Below are 16,546 nucleotides of genomic sequence, written 5' to 3' on the forward strand. Positions count from 1 at the left end.
CCGACCCGTCCGACCCAGCTGACCCGGACGGGTACCGGGTCAGCGGTCGTAGTCGACCGTCACCCGGTCGGTCACCGGGCGGGCCTGGCAGGTGAGGACGTAGCCGGCCGCCAGTTCCTTCTCCTCCAAGGCGAAGTTGCGCCGCATCTCCACCTCCCCCTCCGTGACCAGGGCGCGGCACGTCCCGCAGACCCCGCCCTTGCAGGCGAACGGCAGGTCCGGCCGGGAGCGCTGGGCGCCGTCCAGGATCGACCGGTCGCGCGGGAGGGTGAGCGTGCTGCCCCGCCCGTCCAGGACGACGGTGACCTCGCTGCGCGCGGCCGCGTCGGCGCCGCCGGCCGCGTCGAGGGCGTCGTCCGGGCGCTCGGCGACCGGCTCGTCCTCGGCGTGGAACAGCTCCTGGTGCACCCGGGCCGTCGGCACGCCCAGCCCGGCGAGCAGGTCCCGCGCCCCGGCGACCATCCCGAACGGGCCGCACAGCCACCAGTGGCCGACCGAGTCCACGTCCACCAGCGCCTTCAGCAGCGCCTCGACCCGCGCCGGGTCCAGCCGCCCGCTGAGCAGTTCGGCGTCCCGGGTCTCCCGGGACAGCACGTGGACAAGCTGGAAGCGCCCCAGGTAGCGGTCCTTCAGGTCGGCCAGCTCGTCGGCGAACATCACGGTGTCGCTGCGGCGGTTGCCGTAGAGCAGGGTGACGGTGGAGGCGCGGTCGGCGGCCAGCACGGACGCGGCGATGGAGAGCATCGGCGTGATGCCGGAGCCGGCCGCGAGCAGGACGTGGTCGGCCGGTTCGGCGAGGTCGGGGCTGAACAGGCCGGACGGCGTCAGCACCTCGACCTCCTCCCCCGGTCGCGCGTCGCGCACCAGCCAGCGGGAGAACAGCCCGCCGGGCACCTCGCGCACGGCGATCCGCAGCGGGCCGCCGACGGGGGCGCAGATCGAGTACGAGCGGCGCTCGTCGACGCCGTCCACCACCCGGCGCAGCGTCAGCGTCTGCCCAGGCCGGAACGCGAACGCGTCCGCGAGCCCGTCCGGCACCGCGAAGGTCACGGCGACGGCGTCGTCGCAGAGCCGCTCCACCCCGGCGATCCGCAGGGGGTGGAAGGTCGGGCGGCGGGCGGGTCGGACGGCGGCCATTCAGATCTCCTTGACGCGTTCGAAGGGCTCGCGGCAGTCGCGGCAGCGCCACAGCGCCTTGCAGGCGGTGGAGCCGAAGCGGGACAGCTCCTCGGTGTCGGTGCCGCCGCAGAGCGGGCAGAGGACGGGGGTGGCGGCCGGGGTCCGGGCCGCTGTCTCGGCGTGCCTGGTCGGGCCGAGGCTCAGCAGGACGCCGCCACCGGGCCGGGGCGGGGCGATGCCGGCCTCGGCCAGTTTGCGCCGTCCCTCGGCGGTGATCAGGTCGGTCGACCAGGGCGGGTCCAGCCGCAGCCGCACCCGGACGTCCGCGAAGCCGGCCGCGCGCAGCCGTCGGTCGACGTCGGCGGCCATCTCGGCGACGGCCGGGCAGCCCGAGTAGGTCGGGGTGAGCCAGGCGGTCACCGCGCCGGCCACGGCCGCTTCGTCGGCCGGGGACTCGGCCTCGGCGCCCGCGAGCTCGGCGCCCTCGACCTCCACGTCGGCGAGTACGCCCAGGTCGGCGAGGGTGAGCATCGGCAGCTCCGGGTCCGGGACGGCCGCCGCCACCTCCCAGGCCCTGCTCCGCGCGCTTGCCCCCGCTACCCCAGCGGCCCCAGCAGCACCAGTGGCCCTAGCAGCCCCGATGGTCCCAGCAACCCCAGCAGCCCCGGCAGCCCCCGCAGTCCGGGCGGTCCCGGCCACGGCCGTCACCACGTCGCACCCGGGTGCGCGCGGGCCAGCACCTGCAGCTCCGCCAGCAGCAGGCCCAGCGCCTCGGTGTGCACCCCGTCCCGGCCGGCCCGGCCGCCGACCGTCGCCAGCGCCGCCGCGTCCGGCACGGCGAGCCCGGCCTCGGCGACCACGGCGGCCAGCGAACGCAGCACCGGCTCCCGCAGTGTCGCCGGGTCCACGCCCACCCGCAGCTCGACCGGGTGCGCCGTGAACAGCTCCTCCAGCAGCGGCCAGACCGCGTCCAGCCCGGCCTGCATCCGCGCGGCCGAGTACGGCGTCCCGTCACCGAGCCGCAGCGTCCAGGCGGTGGCGTACTCCCGGTGGTAGGCCAGCTCCTTCACGCCGCGCGCCGCGACCGCCGCCAGCACCGGGTCGGCGTGCCCGGCCAGCGCCTCGTACAGGGCGCACCGGGCGGTGGCGAACACCAGCAGCCGGGCGATCGAGTACGCGAAGTCCCCGTTCGGCGCCTCGACCAGGCGGACGTTGCGGAACTCGTGCTCCTCGCGCCAGTACGCCAGGTCGTCCTCGGTGCGCCCGGAACCGTCGGCCTGGCCGGCCCGGGTGAGCAGCTGGCGGGCCTGGCCGAGCAGGTCGAGGCCGAGGTTGGCGAGCGCGACCTCCTCCTCCAGTTCGGGGGCGCGGGTGCACCACTCGATCAGGCGCTGGGAGAGGACGAGCGCGTCGTCGCCCAGCATCAGGCAGTAGGCGGCGAGCTCGGCGCCGTCCAGGCCGGCCGGCACGGCGGTGTCCACGCCGAGCAGCGGGTCGGCGAAGCCCGTCCCGTATGCCCAGCGGCCCTCGCCCTCGGGCCCGGGGGACGCCTCGGCGAGGCTCAGGTAGACGTGGTCGTCGTGGTCATCGGTCATGGTTCGGCTGCTCCCGGTCAGATGTGCGGGACATCCTCGGGGATGTCGTAGAAGGTCGGGTGGCGGTAGACCTTGTCACCGCTGGGCTCGAAGAAGGGGTCGCGCTCGTCCGGGGTGGACGCGGTGATCGCGTCGGAGCGGACCACCCAGAGGCTGACGCCCTCGTTGCGGCGGGTGTAGAGGTCGCGGGCGGCGAGCAGGGCCATCCGGTCGTCGGACGCGTGGAGCGATCCGACGTGCACGTGGTTCAGGCCTCGCCGGGGGCGCACGAACACCTCGTAGAGCGGCCAGCCGGCCTTGGACTCGGTCACTTTCCGTTCTCCTCCTGGGCGTGCTCCGGGGCGTGCTCGGCCACCGGTTCCGGGTGCTGGTTCTCGGCGCGGCGCTTCTCCGCGCGGCGCTTCTGCGCGTACGCGACGGCGGCCTCGCGGACCCAGGCGCCGTCCTCGTGGGCCGACCGTCGGCGTTCCATCCGCTGGGCGTTGCACGGGCCCTGGCCGCGGATGACCCGGGTCAGCTCGGACCAGTCGGGCTCGCCGAAGTCCCAGCTGCCGCGGTCCTCGTTCCAGCGCAGCGCGGGGTCGGGGAGGGTCACGCCGAGGTGCTCGGCCTGCGGCACGGTCATGTCGACGAAGCGCTGGCGCAGCTCGTCGTTGGAGTGCCGCTTGATCCGCCAGGCCATCGAGCGCGCGCTGTTCGGCGAGTCGGCGTCCGAGGGGCCGAACATCATCAGCGACGGCCACCACCAGCGGTCCACCGCGTCCTGGACCATCCGCCGCTGCGCCTCGGTGCCGCGCATCAGCGTCATCAGGAGCTCGTAGCCCTGGCGCTGGTGGAACGACTCCTCCTTGCAGATCCGGACCATGGCGCGGGCGTACGGGCCGTAGCTGCAGCGGCAGAGCGGGACCTGGTTGCAGATCGCGGCGCCGTCGACCAACCAGCCGATCACGCCGACGTCGGCGAAGGTGAGGGTCGGGTAGTTGAAGATCGACGAGTACTTCTGGCGGCCGGAGATCAACTTCTCCGTGAGCTCGGCGCGGTCCACCCCGAGGGTCTCGGCGGCGGCGTAGAGGTACAGGCCGTGGCCGGCCTCGTCCTGGGCCTTGGCGAGCAGGATCGCCTTGCGGCGCAGGGAGGGGGCGCGGGTGAGCCAGTTGCCCTCGGGCTGCATGCCGATGATCTCGGAGTGCGCGTGCTGGGCGATCTGCCGCACGAGGGTGGCCCGGTAGGCGTCGGGCATCCAGTCGCGGGGCTCGATCCGCTGGTCGGCGGCGACGACCGCCTCGAACCGCTCCTCCGCCTCGGCCTGCCCGGGCTGCGGCGCCTGCCCCGGCTCTCCCACCTGGCCCGCTCGCGCCGTCCGCTCGGGGAGCGGCTCGGCCACCTCTGCTGTCACCACGATCCCCTCTCAGTCTCTGCTGGCCCGGCCTGGCCGGTCGCCCGCGACGGGCAACCGACTGACCGTTCGGTCGGTACCATTCTGCGCGGTCGGACGGGGGGCTGACAAGGGACCTCGGCCGGCGTCGCCCCGCGGCGGAAAATCGGTGGCCTCCCGGCCGCCCCGCGCGGAGACTTCCGAGGTGACGCTTCACCCTGACGAGATCCCGGCCGACGAGGCACTGGTCCGGTCCCTGCTGGCGGCGCAGCGGCCGGAGTGGGCCGACCTCCCGCTGACGCGGGCGGGCGCGGGCACCGACAACAACATGTTCCGACTGGGCGACGAGCTGCTCGTCCGGCTGCCGCGGACCCCGGGCACGGGGCAGGCCGTACGGAAGGAACAGGAGTGGCTGCCCCGGCTGGCGCCGTTCCTCCCCCGCACCATCCCCGCGCCGGTCCACGCCGGGGCGCCGACCGGGGCCTTCCCGTTCGCCTGGTCGGTCTACCGCTGGATCGACGGCGCGGAGCCCGGGCCGGACACCGTCCGGGACTGGGCCGCCTTCGGTGCCGACCTGGCGGCCTTCGTGCGGCAGCTGCACGGCACCGACCTCATGGGGGCGACCCGTGCGGCGGACCTCAGCTGGTACCGCGGCGGCAGCCTGCGGGCGTGCGACGAGTGGGTCGAGCGGTGCTTCGTGGACTGCCGGCCCCTGGTCGGCGGGGAACTGGACGTCGACGCCCTGGCGGAGCTGTGGCGCGCCGCGCTCGCCCTGCCGGAGCCCGCCGGGCCGCACGTGTGGCTGCACGGCGACCTCAAGCCCACCAATCTGCTGGTCCGGGAGGGGCGACTGCACGCGGTCATCGACTTCGGGGCGCTCTCGGTGGGCCTCCCGGACGCGGAGCACTCGACGATCTGGGACCTGCCGCCGCTGGCCCGGCAGGCCTACCGGGACGCGCTGGACCTCGACGAGCCGACCTGGGAACGCGCCCGCGCCTGGGCCATCGCGGTCGGCCTCAGCGGGATCTCCTACTACTGGCAGAGCTTCCCGGCCTTCGTCGCCGAATGCCGGGCCCGACTCCGGGCGATCCTGGCCGACAGCTGACGATCGACGGGTGGCGGCCGACGGCTTGTGAATGACGGCTGACGGATGACGACTGACGGCTGACAGATTTCAAAATCTGTCAGCCGTCATCTGTCATCCGTTATCTGTCAGCTGTCATCTGATATCTGTCAGCCGATACTTGTCAGCGCTCATCCCTCCGACCGGTCGCGCAGCCACGGGAGCGGCACGGCGAGGAGTGCGGCCAGCAGGGCGATCCGCGGCGCCAGCTGATCGATCCGGATGTGCTCGTGCCGGGCGTGGGCACCCCCGCCGATGGCCCCGAAGCCGTCCAGGGTGGGCAGCCCGCGCGAACCCGGCAGGTTGGTGTCACCCGCCCCGCCCGCCGGCGCGCCGTCCAGCTGCTGGCCGAGCGCCGCGGCGAGCGAACGCACGTGGCGCAGCAACGGGTTGGCCGACCGCTCCGGCCAGGCCGGCCGGCTGGACAGCACCTCGGTCCGCACCCGTGCCCCGGGCCGGAGCGCGGACAGCCGGGCGAGGCTGTCCAGGGTGCGACGCTGCGCCTCGGTGGTGGCGAACCGCAGGCCGAGTTCGGCCTCCGCCCGCCCTGCCACCACATTGGCCCGACTGCCGCCGCTGATCCGGCCCGCGTTGAGCTCGGTGCCGGGCTGGGTGACCAGGCCGCGCACCGCGACCAGCTGGTCGACGAGCTCGTCCACCGCCGAGACGCCCTCGGCGGCGTCGTTGCCCGCGTGCGCCTCGCGTCCGGTGACGGTGAGCCGCACCCGGGTGGAGCCGCGGCGGGCGGTCTTGAGCCGTCCGTCGGCGTGCGGCGGTTCGAGGCCCAATACCGCGGCCGCACCACGCAGTTGGCGTTCGACCAGGCGGCGTCCGTCGGGGCTGCCGACCTCCTCGTCGGAGACCACGACCAGGCGGACGGTCCGGTGCGGGCGCTGACCGAGGTCGGCGAGCAGGGCGAACGCGCCTTCCAGGATGGCGAGTCCGCCCTTCATGTCGACCACGCCGGGCCCGCTGAGGGTGCCGTCCTGCTCGGTGACCGGCCAGTCGGAGAGGATCCCGGCGGGCCACACGGTGTCGTGGTGGCCGACCACGAGCAGGTGCGGCAGTGCCTCGTCCCGGCCTTCCCACTGGAGTACCAGGTGGTCGCCGGCCGGGCCGGGTTCGCGCTGAACGGTGGCCCCGGTGGCGCGGAAGCCGGCCGCCAACTCCTCGGCGAGTGCGTTGAGTCGGGGTGCGTCCCCACTGGGGGACTCGATGCCGGCCAGGTCCGCGCAGCGTCGCCGGACCGCGCCGGCCAGGGTTCTGGCACGCGTGGTGAGGGCCTGGGGCAGACCGGGAAGAGCGGCGGTGGGGCCGGGTTGGCCCTCGCTGTCGGGGGCGGCCGAGGTGTGGGGGGCCGGCGCGGAAGGTGGCGCGGCGGCGGGCGTGGGGGCGGCCGGGGCGAGGGCGGTTCGGGCGGTGCCGGTTCTGGTCGTACCGGGCTCGGCCGCACCGGGTGTGGTGTCGGCGGTCCTGGTCGGCTCGGCCGCGGTGGCGGCCTTGGTGGTGCCGGAGCCGGTCGCGGTGGCGACGGCGGCAACGGTGGTGGTGCCGGCGATGGCGGTGGCAGTGGTGCCGGTAGCCGTAGGGACAGCGGCCGCAGGGGCGGCGGCCGTGGAGGCGCTGGCAGTAGCGACGGTGCTGGCAGTGGTGGCGTTGGCAGTGGTGGTGGCGTTGGCTGCGTTGGCGACAGCGGTCGGGGTGGCCGCCGGCGCGGTGGACGGACGGACGGCTTGAGGACTCAACGCTCGCCTCCGCGGCCGCCGCCGGTATACAGCGGCCGCACGGGCCGGCCGGGATTCCCGGACCGGACCACGCGAGCCGGGCGGACCGGAACGGCTGGAACAGTGGACCACCGGAAGGGTCCGTCCGGTCCAAGTGCGCTGGAACGGCTGGGCGGCGTCTGTGGCATTGCGTCCTCCTCGCTCGATCCGGTGGCCCCGATCGTCCCGGAGCCACCGTGGACGGCGGCTTCGTGTCCGGTGGGCGCAGAACGACGCACCACCGCAGGGAAGCCGAGATGTGAGCCTAGAAGAACCGTTCGGTTTCCTGCGAGGTGGCCCTGCTCCCAGCGTGCCGGGACCGGGATCCACCGCGGTGCGCGGCCGCGGGACGGCGGTCGGCGCAGGGCGTGCGGGCCTGGCTCGGCACGCGGGCGCGGTCGCCGGATCGCGCCCACCTCCACCATGGACCCGGCGCCGGGGTTCGGCAGCGCAAGACGCCAAGGCACGGCTTTTCCAAGCCAGATGGGTGACGGCGAGTCGGCGGTCGGGACTACTCGGCGACCGCCGGGCGACGGTTCGGCGGCATCCCGGCGACGGCCCGGTGACAGCCTGGTCGGATCCGGCCGGTGTGGGCGGGTGCGAGCCGGGGCGAGTCATGACAAACCCGGTCGGGCGGGCTGTGTTCGGACGGAGCGTGCTCGAACAAGGCGCGTTCAAGCCAGGCTGTGTTCGGGACGACGCCTGATCGGGCGGAGCGTCCGGAGTCCGACCCGCGCGGCCGACGGGGCCACCGGAACCGGCGCCCGGCGGTGGCCCGGCACCCGGCGGGCGAGCCGGGCCGATGGCTGCGCCGGGGCCGGGTCCGGGGCCTGGGGCCGGTTGCCGACGGTCGGTCAGGTGAAGTCGTCGACCACCCCGGCGTCCCGCGCGAGCAGCGCCGCCTGGACCCGGTTGCCCACACCCAGCGCGGTCAGGATCCGGCTGACGTGCGCCTTGACGGTGCTCTCGCGCATCCCGAGGACGTCCGCGATCTCGGCGTTGGAGAGGCCGAGGGCGAGTTCGCGCAGCACATCGGTCTCGCGCGGGGTGAGCCCGGCCAGCCGGCCGCGGGCGGCGACCGCGCGCGGTGCGCCGGTGCGGTGGTAGCGGTCGATCAGCCGGCGGGCGGCGGCCGGGTGCAGCATGCCCTGACCGCCCGCGACGATGTGGACGGCGCGGGCGATCTCGGCGGGCGGGGTGTCCTTGAGTAGGAACCCGTCGGCTCCGGCGGCGAGTGCCCGGTAGACGTACTCGTCGAGGTCGAAGGTGGTGAGCGCGATGACGCGCGGGCCGTCGGGCAGCTCGCGCAGCCGGCGGGTGGCGGCGATGCCGTCGAGCCGGGGCATCCGGATGTCCATGAGGGCGACGTCGACGCGCCGGCGGCCCGCGAGTTCGACGGCCTCCAGGCCGTCGGCGGCCTCGGCGACCACGACGAGTTCCGGGTCCTGGGCGAGCAGGTCGACGAGGCCGAGCCGGACCAGCGCGTCATCGTCCACGACAATGGTGCGGATCACGTGGCCTCACTCGGTGGGATCGGGCCGGGCCATCGGACCGCGGCCGGGGCGGACGACTCGGGCTGGTACTCGGACTGATCCGCGGGCTGATGCTCCGGCCGGTGTTCGGATCGGCGTGCGGGCCGCCGGGTGGGTGGTCGGTCAGGTGCTCGGTCAGGTGCCCGGACGGGCGGGCGCTGCGGCGCCGGGAGGCGGGCGGCGAGGCGGAATCCGCCCCGGCCGTCGGGGCCGGCGTCGAAGTGCCCGCCGAGTGCGCCGACCCGTTCGCCGAGACCGACCAGTCCGTAGCCGCCCCCGGTGCAGGCGCCGGCCGGGGCCGGGTCGCCGGGACCGTTGTGCACCTCGACGGTGGTGGCCGGTGCGCCGTAGCGGACGCGCACGGTGACCGGCGCGGTGTGCGCGTACTTGCGGGCGTTGGTGAGCGCCTCCTGGACGACCCGGTGGACGGCCAGGCGGTGGGTGGTCGGAATGCTCTCCGGGTCGCCGGCGAGGGCGAGTTCCACGATCTGGCCGGCGTCGGTGGCCTCGCCGACGAGTTCGGCGAGGTCGCGCAGGGCGGGCGCGGCGACCGGGTCCGGTCTGTCGCCGCCCGGCGCGGCCGGGGGGACGAGAAGAGGACCGGGGGCGGAGACGGGGTCGGCTGCGGTGGCACCGTCGAGGAGGGTGGCGGACGGACCGTCGGAGTCCGCCGCGCCCCCGACCGCCTCGCCGCCGGTGCCGGTGCCGGTGCCGTACTCGGACGGGTCCGCCCGGAGGGCGCCGAGGACGTCGCGCAGGTCGTCGAGCGAACGGGCGGCCGTGGCCCGGAGCAGCTCCAGGCGGTGGGCGAGCCGCTCGGGGTCGTCGGCCACCGTGCCGGCCCTGGCCTGGTCGCGCAGCACACCGGCGTGCAGGACGAGGAGGCTGAGCCGGTGCGCCAGGACGTCGTGCATCTCGCGGGCGATCCGGGCGCGCTCGGTCGAGCGGGCCTGCTCGGCGCGGAGTTCGCGCTCGCGGCGCAGCGCGTCGACCTTGGCGTGCAGGGTCCGGATCAGGACGCGGCGCCCGTGCAGCCAGAGCCCGAGCGAGAGCGCGGCGGCCGCGACGACCAGTTGGGACCCGGCGGTGCCGGCCCAGGCGACCACGGACTCGGCGCGGACCACGCTGAGCAGCGCGGTGGCCGCGCCGACGGCGAGGGCCGGACCGGGGCGGCCCGTCGTGGCCAGGTGGTAGGCGCTGAACAGACCGGGAAAGGCCCGGTTGAGCAGGCCGCTGACGAGGGCGGGGAGCACGGCCGCGGCGACCGGGTGGCGGCGGGCGAGGAGCAGGGAGAGCGAGGCGAGGGCGGCGCCGGCGATCCGCAGGGGGCGCAGCGGGAGTTCGGTGTTGTACCACTGGACGAAGGTCTCCTCGGCGGCGAGCACGAGGACCGTCCCGAGCAGGAGCGTCTCGGTGAGGCGGTTCCGACCGGGCGCGTACCAGCCGAGCGCGGCGGGACGGGGGCGGCGGGACGGGCGTGCGGGCTGGTCCGTGCTCATCGGGCCTCCTTCCCGTCGCCGTCCAGGGCCCGATGCTACGGCTTGGCACAGGGGCGTGACCCCTGACGAACGTCCATGGGGACCCTCGACTTTCGTCGGGGGTACGGGCGGTCCGTCGGCCGATTCGGGGCGGTTCGGGCGTCCGTAGCTTCGGTGCCATGACGACAGATCAGCTCAGCCCGGAGCCCGTTCCCGGTACCGACACCGCCGCCGCCGACGCCCGGCCCGGCGACGCCCGTCTCACCGACGCCCGTCCCGGCAGCGACCGGTGGTTCTTCCTCTCCGAGGCCCTCCGCACCTTCCGGCTGACCGGCGCGCTGGCGCCGAGCGGAGCGGACCTCGTCAACGCCCTGGTGGTGCCGGCGACCAGCCGTCCGGACCGTCCGATCTCGGTACTGGAGGTGGGGGCCGGGACGGGGGTGGTGACCCGGCGGCTGGTCCGGGTGCTGCGGGCGGGCGACCGTCTGCACGTGGTGGAGGCCAACCCGCGGTTCGCGGAGTGGCTGCGGGCGGACCCGGAGCTGGCGCGGCGCGGACCGGACCTGGAGTGGCGGCTGTCGGCGTGCCGGGTGCAGGACCTGCCGGAGTGCCGGGAGCGGGACGGGGAGCGGGAGCGGGAGCGGTACGACGTGATCGTCTCCGGGCTTCCGTTCACCAACTTCGAGCCGGAGGAGGTGCGGCACATCCTCGACCTCTACCTGCGGCTGCTGGTGCCGGGCGGGGAGCTGACCTACTTCGGCTACCTGGGGACGTCGGCGGCGCGCCTGGTGACGTCGGGGCCGAGGCGGGGGGCTCGGCACCGGGCGGTGGTGCGCCTGCTGCGGCGGTTCGAGGAGGAGCACGGGCTGGGGAGCCGGACGGTGTGGCGCAACGTCCCGCCGGCCCGGGCGCAGCTGCTGCGCGCTCCCGGCCGGAGCCGGAGCAGTTGCGGGACCGCCGCCGGCTCCGTCCTGGCTGCGGGCGCCGACGGTCCGGCGGGCGGGGTGGCGGCGACCGCTCGATGATGGACCGGGGCCGGCCCCGGCTCCATGCCGAGCAGTGAGGAGCCTCCGATGACGGTCACGATTCGTGACGCCGAGGACGCCGACCGGTTCGAGGCCTGGGTCGACGACACCCTGGCCGGATTCGCGGAGTACCTGCGCAGTGCGGAGCTGGTGGTGTACCCGCACACAGAGGTCGGTCCCGCCTTCGAGGGGCAGGGCATCGGCGGAGCGCTGGCCCGGGCGGCGCTGGACGACGCGCGGAAGCGGGGGCTGGCCGTGCTGGCGACCTGCCCGTTCATCAAGGGGTGGATGCTCCGGCACCCCGAGTACATCGATCTGGCGTACGAGAGCCGGAGCCGGGTGGCGGACTGATGCGCGGCGGCCACGACGACACCGGCGGCGGCGACAACGCGGCCGACGGCGGCGGGGAGGCCGGCGGACGCCGGCCCGGTGCGCGGACGTACCGGGCACCGGGAATCGCCGTCTCCTTCGACCCCGAGGTCTGCCGGCACGCCGCCGAGTGCGTCCACGGGCTGCCGTCGGTGTTCGACACGGCGCGCCGGCCGTGGATCATGCCGGACGCGGCCGAGCCGGGGGTGATCGCCGAGGTGGTGCGGCGCTGCCCGACGGGTGCGTTGACGTACCGGCGCGCGGACGGCGCGACGGAGATCCCGGACCGGCCGACGACGGTGCGGCGGACGGCGGACGGGCGGCTGCTGCTCCGGGGCGAGCTGCGGGTGACGGGCCCGGACGGCGAGGTCCGGGAGACACCGCGGACGATGCTGTGCGGCTGCGGCCGCAGCTCCGGACAGCCGTACTGCGACCGGAGCGGGCGGTGCGGCGGCGAGGGCGGCCCGGTGGACGACTGACAAATGACAGCTGACAGATTTCAGATGACAGATTTTGAAATCTGTCAGCGGTCGTGGCACCGTAGAAGCATGCCCACCACGACCCCCCTCCCCCAGCGCGCACTCGGCGCGACCGGCCCCACCACCTCCGCCCTCGGCCTCGGCTGCATGGGCATGTCAGATCTCTACGGCCCCGCCGACGAGGCCGAGAGCATCGCCACCATCCACGCCGCCCTCGACGCGGGCCTCACCCTGCTCGACACCGGCGACTTCTACGGCATGGGCCACAACGAGCTGCTGATCCACGACGCGCTGCGCGGCCGCGACCGCGAGAGTGTCCGGATCAGCGTGAAGTTCGGCGCCCAGCGCGGGCCGGACGGCCAGTGGCTCGGCTACGACGCCCGCCCCGCCGCCACCAAGACCGCCCTCGCCTACACCCTGCGCCGCCTGCGCACCGACCACGTCGACATCTACCGCCCGGCCCGACTGGACCCGGCCGTCCCGGTCGAGGAGACCGTCGGCGCGATCGCCGACCTGGTCCAGGCCGGCTACGTCCGCCACATCGGCCTCTCCGAGGTCGGCGCCGACACCCTGCGCCGCGCCGCCGCCGTCCACCCGATCAGCGACCTGCAGATCGAGTACTCCCTGCTCTCCCGCGCCGCCGAGGCCGAGATCCTGCCCACCGCCCGCGAGCTCGGCATCGGCGTCACCGCCTACGGGGTGCTCTCGCGCGGCCTGCTCAGCGGCCACTGGCAGAACGACCGGGAGCTGTCCGGCGCCGACTTCCGCGGCCACAGCCCGCGCTTCCAGGGCGACAACCTCACCCACAACCTCCGGCTGGTCGAGGCGCTGCGCGCGGTCGCCGCCGAGCGGGGCGCGAGCGTCGCGCAGATCGCGATCGCCTGGGTCGCCGCGCGCGGCGAGGACGTCGTCCCGCTGGTCGGCGCCCGTCGCCGCGACCGCCTCGCCGAGGCGCTCGGCGCGCTGGACGTGGCCCTCACCGCGGCGGACCTCGCCGCCATCGAGGCAGCGGTCCCCGCCGGGTCCGCCGCCGGGGACAGGTACGCTGCCGCCCAGATGGCCCATCTCGACAGCGAGCGCTGAGCCGCGGCGCCAGCCGCGCCCGCCGCCCGCCGTCGGGCGGGGCCGTCCGCACCCGTACCGAGCACCGGGCCCGCCCGGCAGCCCCGCCCGTCAACCGGTCGTCCGCCCGCCACCCCCGGCGGGCGGACGCATCACCCGTAAGGACGTACCTCCCCGTGACCACGGACAGCGCCCTCACCGCCGAGCAGATCCTGAGCGCGACGGAAGACGTCCTCAGGCGGTTCGGCCCGGCCAAGGCCACCGTCGTGGACGTCGCCCGCACCCTCGGGGTCAGCCACGGCAGCGTCTACCGCTTCTTCCCGAGCAAGGCGGCCCTGCGCGAGGCCGTCACCCAGCGCTGGCTGGACCAGGCCCACTACGACCTGCGGTTCATCGCCGACGAGCCCGGCCCGGCCACCGAGCGCCTGCACCGCTGGCTGACCACGCTGTTCGCCGCCAAGCGGAAGAAGGCGCTGGACGACCCGCAGCTGTTCGCCACCTACATGACGCTGGTCGGCGAGACCAGCAACACCGTCGAGGCTCACCTGAACACGCTGATCGACCAGATCGCGCAGATCGTCCAGGAGGGCATCGAGGCCAAGGAGTTCCGGCTCGCCCACATCAACTCGACCGCCCGCGCGGTGTTCGAGGCGACCGCCCACTTCCACGACCCGGCGCACGCGGCCGAGTGGTCCGACCCGGTGGTCGAGGAGCGCTTCGAGGCCGTCTGGAAGCTCATCCTCGGTGGCCTCGCTGTCAAGCCCTGAGCGCCCCAGAGCCGGCCAGAGCCACAGAGTCGCCCAGGGCCCGACGGGCGCCGAAAACCGCTGGCCGCCCACCCGGCCGACCGGCAGACTGGCACGCACGGTCAATCTCACCTGGAGGATGACATGCGCGCCCCCGGCCCCGCCCTGGACAGCCTGCAGGGCCTCACCCTCGGCGACGCGTTCGGCGACCGCTGGTTCGCCGTCCCCGTCGACGAGGCGCCCGCCGCGCTCGCGGCCCGGCTGGTCCGGCCCGCGCCCTGGCACTGGACGGACGACAGCGCCATGGCGCTCGTCCTGGTCCACCACCTGCGCGAGCACGGCGAGATCCGGCAGGACGCGCTGGCCCGGGAGTTCGCCGCGGAGTACACCGCGGACTACGGGCGCAAGTACGGCCCGTCCATGCACGAGGTGTTGCGGGAGGTCCACGGGGGCGCCGACTGGCGCGAGGTGACGGCCGGCCGGTTCGGGGGCCAGGGCTCGTACGGGAACGGCGCGGCGATGCGGGTGGCGCCGCTCGGCGCGTGGTTCGCCGCCGACCTCGGCACCGTCGCCCACCAGGCCGAACTCCAGGCCCGCACCACGCACTTCCACCCGGAGGCGGTGGCCGGGGCGGTCGCCGTCGCGCTCGCGGCCGCGCTCGCCACCCGCAGCCGGGGACAACAGCCGCCCGGGCGGGCCGAGTTGCTCGACGAGGTGGCCGGCCACCTGCCGGACGGCGAGGTGCGCTCGGGGCTGCGGATCGCCGCCCGACTGCCGACTCACACCTCCGTCCGGCACGCGGCGCAGGTACTCGGCTCCGGATACCGGATCTCGGCGCCGGACACCGTGCCGTTCGCCCTCTGGTCCGCCGCCGGGCACCCGGACTCGCTGCCCGACGCCCTCTGGCACACCCTGGAGGGCTGGGGCGACATGGACACCACCACCGCGATCGCCGGCGGCGTGGTCGCCGCCCGGACCGGCCTGGCCGGGGTGCCCGCCGCCTGGCTGGAGGCTCGCGAGGACCTGCCCGCCTGGGTGGCCGCCGCAGCCGGCTGACCACCCGCCACCCGGCTCCCGTCCCCGATTCGCGGGCGGTCAGGGGGCGGGCCGCGGGCTCAGCTGCGGGAGTGACCGAAGAAGATCCGGAAGAGCACGAGCAGGACGAGGGCGCCGCCGATCGCCGAGGCCCAGGTGGCGAGGTCGAAGAAGTGGGCCGTCACCGGCCGGTGCAGGAACGTGGCCGAGATCCAGCCGCCGACGAAGGAGCCGGCGATGCCGATCAGGGTGGTCACCACCGGGCCGCCCGGGTCCCGGCCCGGCAGCAGGAACTTGGCCAGTGCTCCGGCCACCAGGCCCAGCACGATCCATGCGACGAAGCTCATGTGTCCTCCGACCTTCCCGGCGATACGGCGGCCCCGTGCACGCCGTACCACCTGGAGGGACGCGCGACCGCGGCCGCCCGGTTCCGCGAGCCGCACGCCCCGCCCGGACGCCCGGGCCCGCCCCGGCCCGCCCAGGCCCGACCCGGCGGCGGGCGTGGCGCCCTTCTCCCCGCCCGGCGCCCCCGCGATACTGCGGCCATGCGCATCCTGATCGCCACCGCCGGTTCGCGCGGCGATGTCGCCCCGTTCACCGGGCTCGGCGCCCGACTGGCCGCGGCCGGCCATCAGGTGGCCCTCGCCACCCACACCACCTTCGCCGACTCCGTGCGCGCCGCCGGGCTGGAGTTCCGGCCACTGCCCGTCGACCCGCGCGCCGAACTCGCCTCCGAACGCGGCCAACGGCTCCTGCGGGCCGGCCCCGGACCGCTCGGCGTCCTCCGACTCGTCGGCCTCGCAAGGTCGTTCATGCCCGCGCTCGGCGCCGGAATCGCCGCCGCGGCCGAACCGGGCGTCGACCTCCTGCTGACCACCAGCACCACGGCCGACCTCGGCCAGGTGGTCGCCGAGGCGGCCGGCATCCCGTTGATCGCCCTGCACCTCCAACCCCTCTCCCCCACCCGCGAGTTCGCCCCGGCGGTCACCGGCACCAAGTCGCTCGGCGGAGCCGGCAACCTGCTCGCCGGATACGCCGTCCAGGCCGCCGTGGACCACCTGTTCGCCCCGGCCGTCCGCGGCCTGCGCCGCCAACTCGACCTGCCGCAGCGGAGCGTGGCCGACGCCCGGCAGAACCGGACGGTCCTGCACGGCTTCTCGCCGCTGGTCGTGCCCCGCCCCGCCGACTGGTGCCCCTCCCTCCACATCACGGGCTACTGGTGGCCGAGGCCCGATCCCGACTGGCAACCCCCTTACCGCCTGGTCGACTTCCTCGCCGCCGGGCCGCCACCGGTCTACATCGGCTTCGGCAGCCTCGTCGTCCCCGACCCGGAACGGCTCACCGCGACCGTCCTCGCGGCCGTCCGCGCCGCCCGCGTCCGCGTCGTCCTACAGGCCGGCTGGAGCGGTCTCACGGTGCCCGGCGACGGCGCCGAGGCCGTCGATGACGACGACGTCCTCGCCATCGGCGACACCCCGCACGACTGGCTCTTCCCCCGGATGGCCGCCGTCGTCCACCACGCGGGCGCCGGCACCACGGCGGCGACCCTGCGCGCCGGCACGCCCAGCGTGCCCGTCCCGGCCCAGTTGGACGCCCCGTTCTGGTCCGCCCGGCTGGCCCGGTTGGGCACCACCGCCGGCCCCGTCCCGCTCGCCCAACTGACCCCGGTTCGCCTCGCCACCGCCATCCGCCAGACCCTCGACAACCCCCACCACCGCCACTGCGCCCGCGCCCTGTCCACCGCCCTCACCGCCGAGGACGGCCCGGCCAGGGTCCTGACCGCCATCGACCGCCTGACCGGATAGCCGGGCAGCCGGACAGCCACACAGCTGGACATTCGGCCGC

17 protein-coding genes are annotated in these 16,546 nt (G+C 75.3%); 8 read left to right on the forward strand and 9 right to left on the reverse strand.

From position 1 onward, the window contains the following. Positions 1 to 39: 39 nt before the first annotated feature. From paaE to paaA, 5 genes are all read right to left on the reverse strand, one after another. Entirely contained in the window at positions 40 to 1,137 is a 1,098-nt protein-coding gene (paaE, locus tag AB0N76_RS20940) for a 1,2-phenylacetyl-CoA epoxidase subunit PaaE (RefSeq protein WP_363558993.1), read from the reverse strand. Beyond that, positions 1,138 to 1,650 carry a 1,2-phenylacetyl-CoA epoxidase subunit PaaD gene (gene paaD, locus AB0N76_RS20945; RefSeq protein ID WP_363559021.1) on the reverse strand — a complete coding sequence of 171 codons (513 nt, stop codon included), beginning with the start codon at positions 1,648 to 1,650 and terminating at the stop codon, positions 1,138 to 1,140. It abuts the gene before it with no gap. A gap of 173 nt (positions 1,651 to 1,823) precedes the next feature. Then, positions 1,824 to 2,714 (reverse strand): 1,2-phenylacetyl-CoA epoxidase subunit PaaC, encoded by an 891-nt coding sequence (gene paaC, locus AB0N76_RS20950; RefSeq protein ID WP_363558994.1) that lies wholly within the window; start codon positions 2,712 to 2,714, stop codon positions 1,824 to 1,826. A 17-nt stretch (positions 2,715 to 2,731) separates the two neighbouring features. After that, positions 2,732 to 3,025 carry a 1,2-phenylacetyl-CoA epoxidase subunit PaaB gene (gene paaB / locus AB0N76_RS20955; RefSeq protein WP_030234269.1) on the reverse strand — a complete coding sequence of 98 codons (294 nt, stop codon included), beginning with the start codon at positions 3,023 to 3,025 and terminating at the stop codon, positions 2,732 to 2,734. Then, positions 3,022 to 4,056 carry a 1,2-phenylacetyl-CoA epoxidase subunit PaaA gene (gene paaA / locus AB0N76_RS20960; protein ID WP_363559022.1) on the reverse strand — a complete coding sequence of 345 codons (1,035 nt, stop codon included), beginning with the start codon at positions 4,054 to 4,056 and terminating at the stop codon, positions 3,022 to 3,024. The genes paaB and paaA overlap by 4 nt, the downstream gene beginning before the upstream one ends. A 238-nt stretch (positions 4,057 to 4,294) precedes the next feature. Here paaA and AB0N76_RS20965 point away from each other — a divergent pair, with 238 nt between their 5' ends. Beyond that, on the forward strand, positions 4,295 to 5,194 hold the full coding sequence (locus AB0N76_RS20965) for an aminoglycoside phosphotransferase family protein (protein WP_363558995.1): 900 nt from the start codon (positions 4,295 to 4,297) through the stop codon (positions 5,192 to 5,194). Positions 5,195 to 5,343: 149 nt separating this feature from the next. On the opposite strand, the gene AB0N76_RS20970 is transcribed toward AB0N76_RS20965, so the two are convergent. The 3 genes from AB0N76_RS20970 to AB0N76_RS20980 form a co-directional block, all read right to left on the reverse strand. Next, positions 5,344 to 6,957 (reverse strand): M20 family metallopeptidase, encoded by a 1,614-nt coding sequence (locus tag AB0N76_RS20970; protein WP_363558996.1) that lies wholly within the window; start codon positions 6,955 to 6,957, stop codon positions 5,344 to 5,346. A gap of 872 nt (positions 6,958 to 7,829) precedes the next feature. After that, complete coding sequence (locus AB0N76_RS20975) at positions 7,830 to 8,489, reverse strand: response regulator transcription factor (RefSeq protein ID WP_363558997.1); 660 nt, start codon at positions 8,487 to 8,489, stop codon at positions 7,830 to 7,832. After that, positions 8,486 to 10,006 carry a histidine kinase gene (locus tag AB0N76_RS20980; RefSeq protein WP_363558998.1) on the reverse strand — a complete coding sequence of 507 codons (1,521 nt, stop codon included), beginning with the start codon at positions 10,004 to 10,006 and terminating at the stop codon, positions 8,486 to 8,488. The genes AB0N76_RS20975 and AB0N76_RS20980 overlap by 4 nt, the downstream gene beginning before the upstream one ends. 158 nt (positions 10,007 to 10,164) lie before the next feature. On the opposite strand from AB0N76_RS20980, the gene AB0N76_RS20985 reads away from it, so the two are divergent. From AB0N76_RS20985 to AB0N76_RS21010, 6 genes are all read left to right on the forward strand, one after another. Beyond that, on the forward strand, positions 10,165 to 11,010 hold the full coding sequence (locus AB0N76_RS20985; RefSeq protein WP_363558999.1) for a methyltransferase domain-containing protein: 846 nt from the start codon (positions 10,165 to 10,167) through the stop codon (positions 11,008 to 11,010). Positions 11,011 to 11,058: 48 nt separating this feature from the next. Further along, entirely contained in the window at positions 11,059 to 11,361 is a 303-nt protein-coding gene (locus tag AB0N76_RS20990) for a GNAT family N-acetyltransferase (RefSeq protein ID WP_363559000.1), read from the forward strand. Next, on the forward strand, positions 11,361 to 11,858 hold the full coding sequence (locus AB0N76_RS20995) for a (4Fe-4S)-binding protein (protein ID WP_363559001.1): 498 nt from the start codon (positions 11,361 to 11,363) through the stop codon (positions 11,856 to 11,858). The genes AB0N76_RS20990 and AB0N76_RS20995 overlap by 1 nt, the downstream gene beginning before the upstream one ends. A 69-nt stretch (positions 11,859 to 11,927) precedes the next feature. Next, positions 11,928 to 12,941, forward strand: coding sequence for an aldo/keto reductase (locus tag AB0N76_RS21000; RefSeq protein ID WP_363559002.1), 1,014 nt, complete (start codon positions 11,928 to 11,930; stop codon positions 12,939 to 12,941). A 155-nt stretch (positions 12,942 to 13,096) separates the two neighbouring features. Then, on the forward strand, positions 13,097 to 13,687 hold the full coding sequence (locus AB0N76_RS21005) for a TetR family transcriptional regulator (RefSeq protein ID WP_363559003.1): 591 nt from the start codon (positions 13,097 to 13,099) through the stop codon (positions 13,685 to 13,687). Between the two features lie 123 nt (positions 13,688 to 13,810). Beyond that, on the forward strand, positions 13,811 to 14,722 hold the full coding sequence (locus tag AB0N76_RS21010) for an ADP-ribosylglycohydrolase family protein (protein ID WP_363559004.1): 912 nt from the start codon (positions 13,811 to 13,813) through the stop codon (positions 14,720 to 14,722). A gap of 59 nt (positions 14,723 to 14,781) precedes the next feature. Here the strand turns inward: AB0N76_RS21010 and AB0N76_RS21015 are convergent, their stop codons facing one another. After that, positions 14,782 to 15,048: a GlsB/YeaQ/YmgE family stress response membrane protein gene (locus tag AB0N76_RS21015; RefSeq protein ID WP_363559005.1), complete on the reverse strand. Its 267-nt coding sequence runs from the start codon at positions 15,046 to 15,048 to the stop codon at positions 14,782 to 14,784. Between the two features lie 198 nt (positions 15,049 to 15,246). Here AB0N76_RS21015 and AB0N76_RS21020 point away from each other — a divergent pair, with 198 nt between their 5' ends. Then, on the forward strand, positions 15,247 to 16,506 hold the full coding sequence (locus AB0N76_RS21020) for a glycosyltransferase (protein WP_363559006.1): 1,260 nt from the start codon (positions 15,247 to 15,249) through the stop codon (positions 16,504 to 16,506). The last annotated feature ends 40 nt before the right edge of the window (positions 16,507 to 16,546 follow it).

It is taken from the genome of Kitasatospora sp. NPDC093806 (genome assembly GCF_040683335.1).
Classification (GTDB): domain Bacteria; phylum Actinomycetota; class Actinomycetes; order Streptomycetales; family Streptomycetaceae; genus Kitasatospora.

Coding starts and splice junctions, on each gene's coding strand:
- paaE (WP_363558993.1), bottom strand. CDS start 1,137: ATGGCCGCCGTCCGACCCGCCCGCCGCCCGACCTTCCACCCCCTGCGG.
- paaD (WP_363559021.1), bottom strand. CDS start 1,650: ATGCTCACCCTCGCCGACCTGGGCGTACTCGCCGACGTGGAGGTCGAG.
- paaC (WP_363558994.1), bottom strand. CDS start 2,714: ATGACCGATGACCACGACGACCACGTCTACCTGAGCCTCGCCGAGGCG.
- AB0N76_RS20980 (WP_363558998.1), bottom strand. CDS start 10,006: ATGAGCACGGACCAGCCCGCACGCCCGTCCCGCCGCCCCCGTCCCGCC.
- AB0N76_RS20985 (WP_363558999.1), top strand. CDS start 10,165: ATGACGACAGATCAGCTCAGCCCGGAGCCCGTTCCCGGTACCGACACC.
- AB0N76_RS20990 (WP_363559000.1), top strand. CDS start 11,059: ATGACGGTCACGATTCGTGACGCCGAGGACGCCGACCGGTTCGAGGCC.
- AB0N76_RS20995 (WP_363559001.1), top strand. CDS start 11,361: ATGCGCGGCGGCCACGACGACACCGGCGGCGGCGACAACGCGGCCGAC.
- AB0N76_RS21000 (WP_363559002.1), top strand. CDS start 11,928: ATGCCCACCACGACCCCCCTCCCCCAGCGCGCACTCGGCGCGACCGGC.
- AB0N76_RS21010 (WP_363559004.1), top strand. CDS start 13,811: ATGCGCGCCCCCGGCCCCGCCCTGGACAGCCTGCAGGGCCTCACCCTC.
- AB0N76_RS21015 (WP_363559005.1), bottom strand. CDS start 15,048: ATGAGCTTCGTCGCATGGATCGTGCTGGGCCTGGTGGCCGGAGCACTG.
- AB0N76_RS21020 (WP_363559006.1), top strand. CDS start 15,247: ATGCGCATCCTGATCGCCACCGCCGGTTCGCGCGGCGATGTCGCCCCG.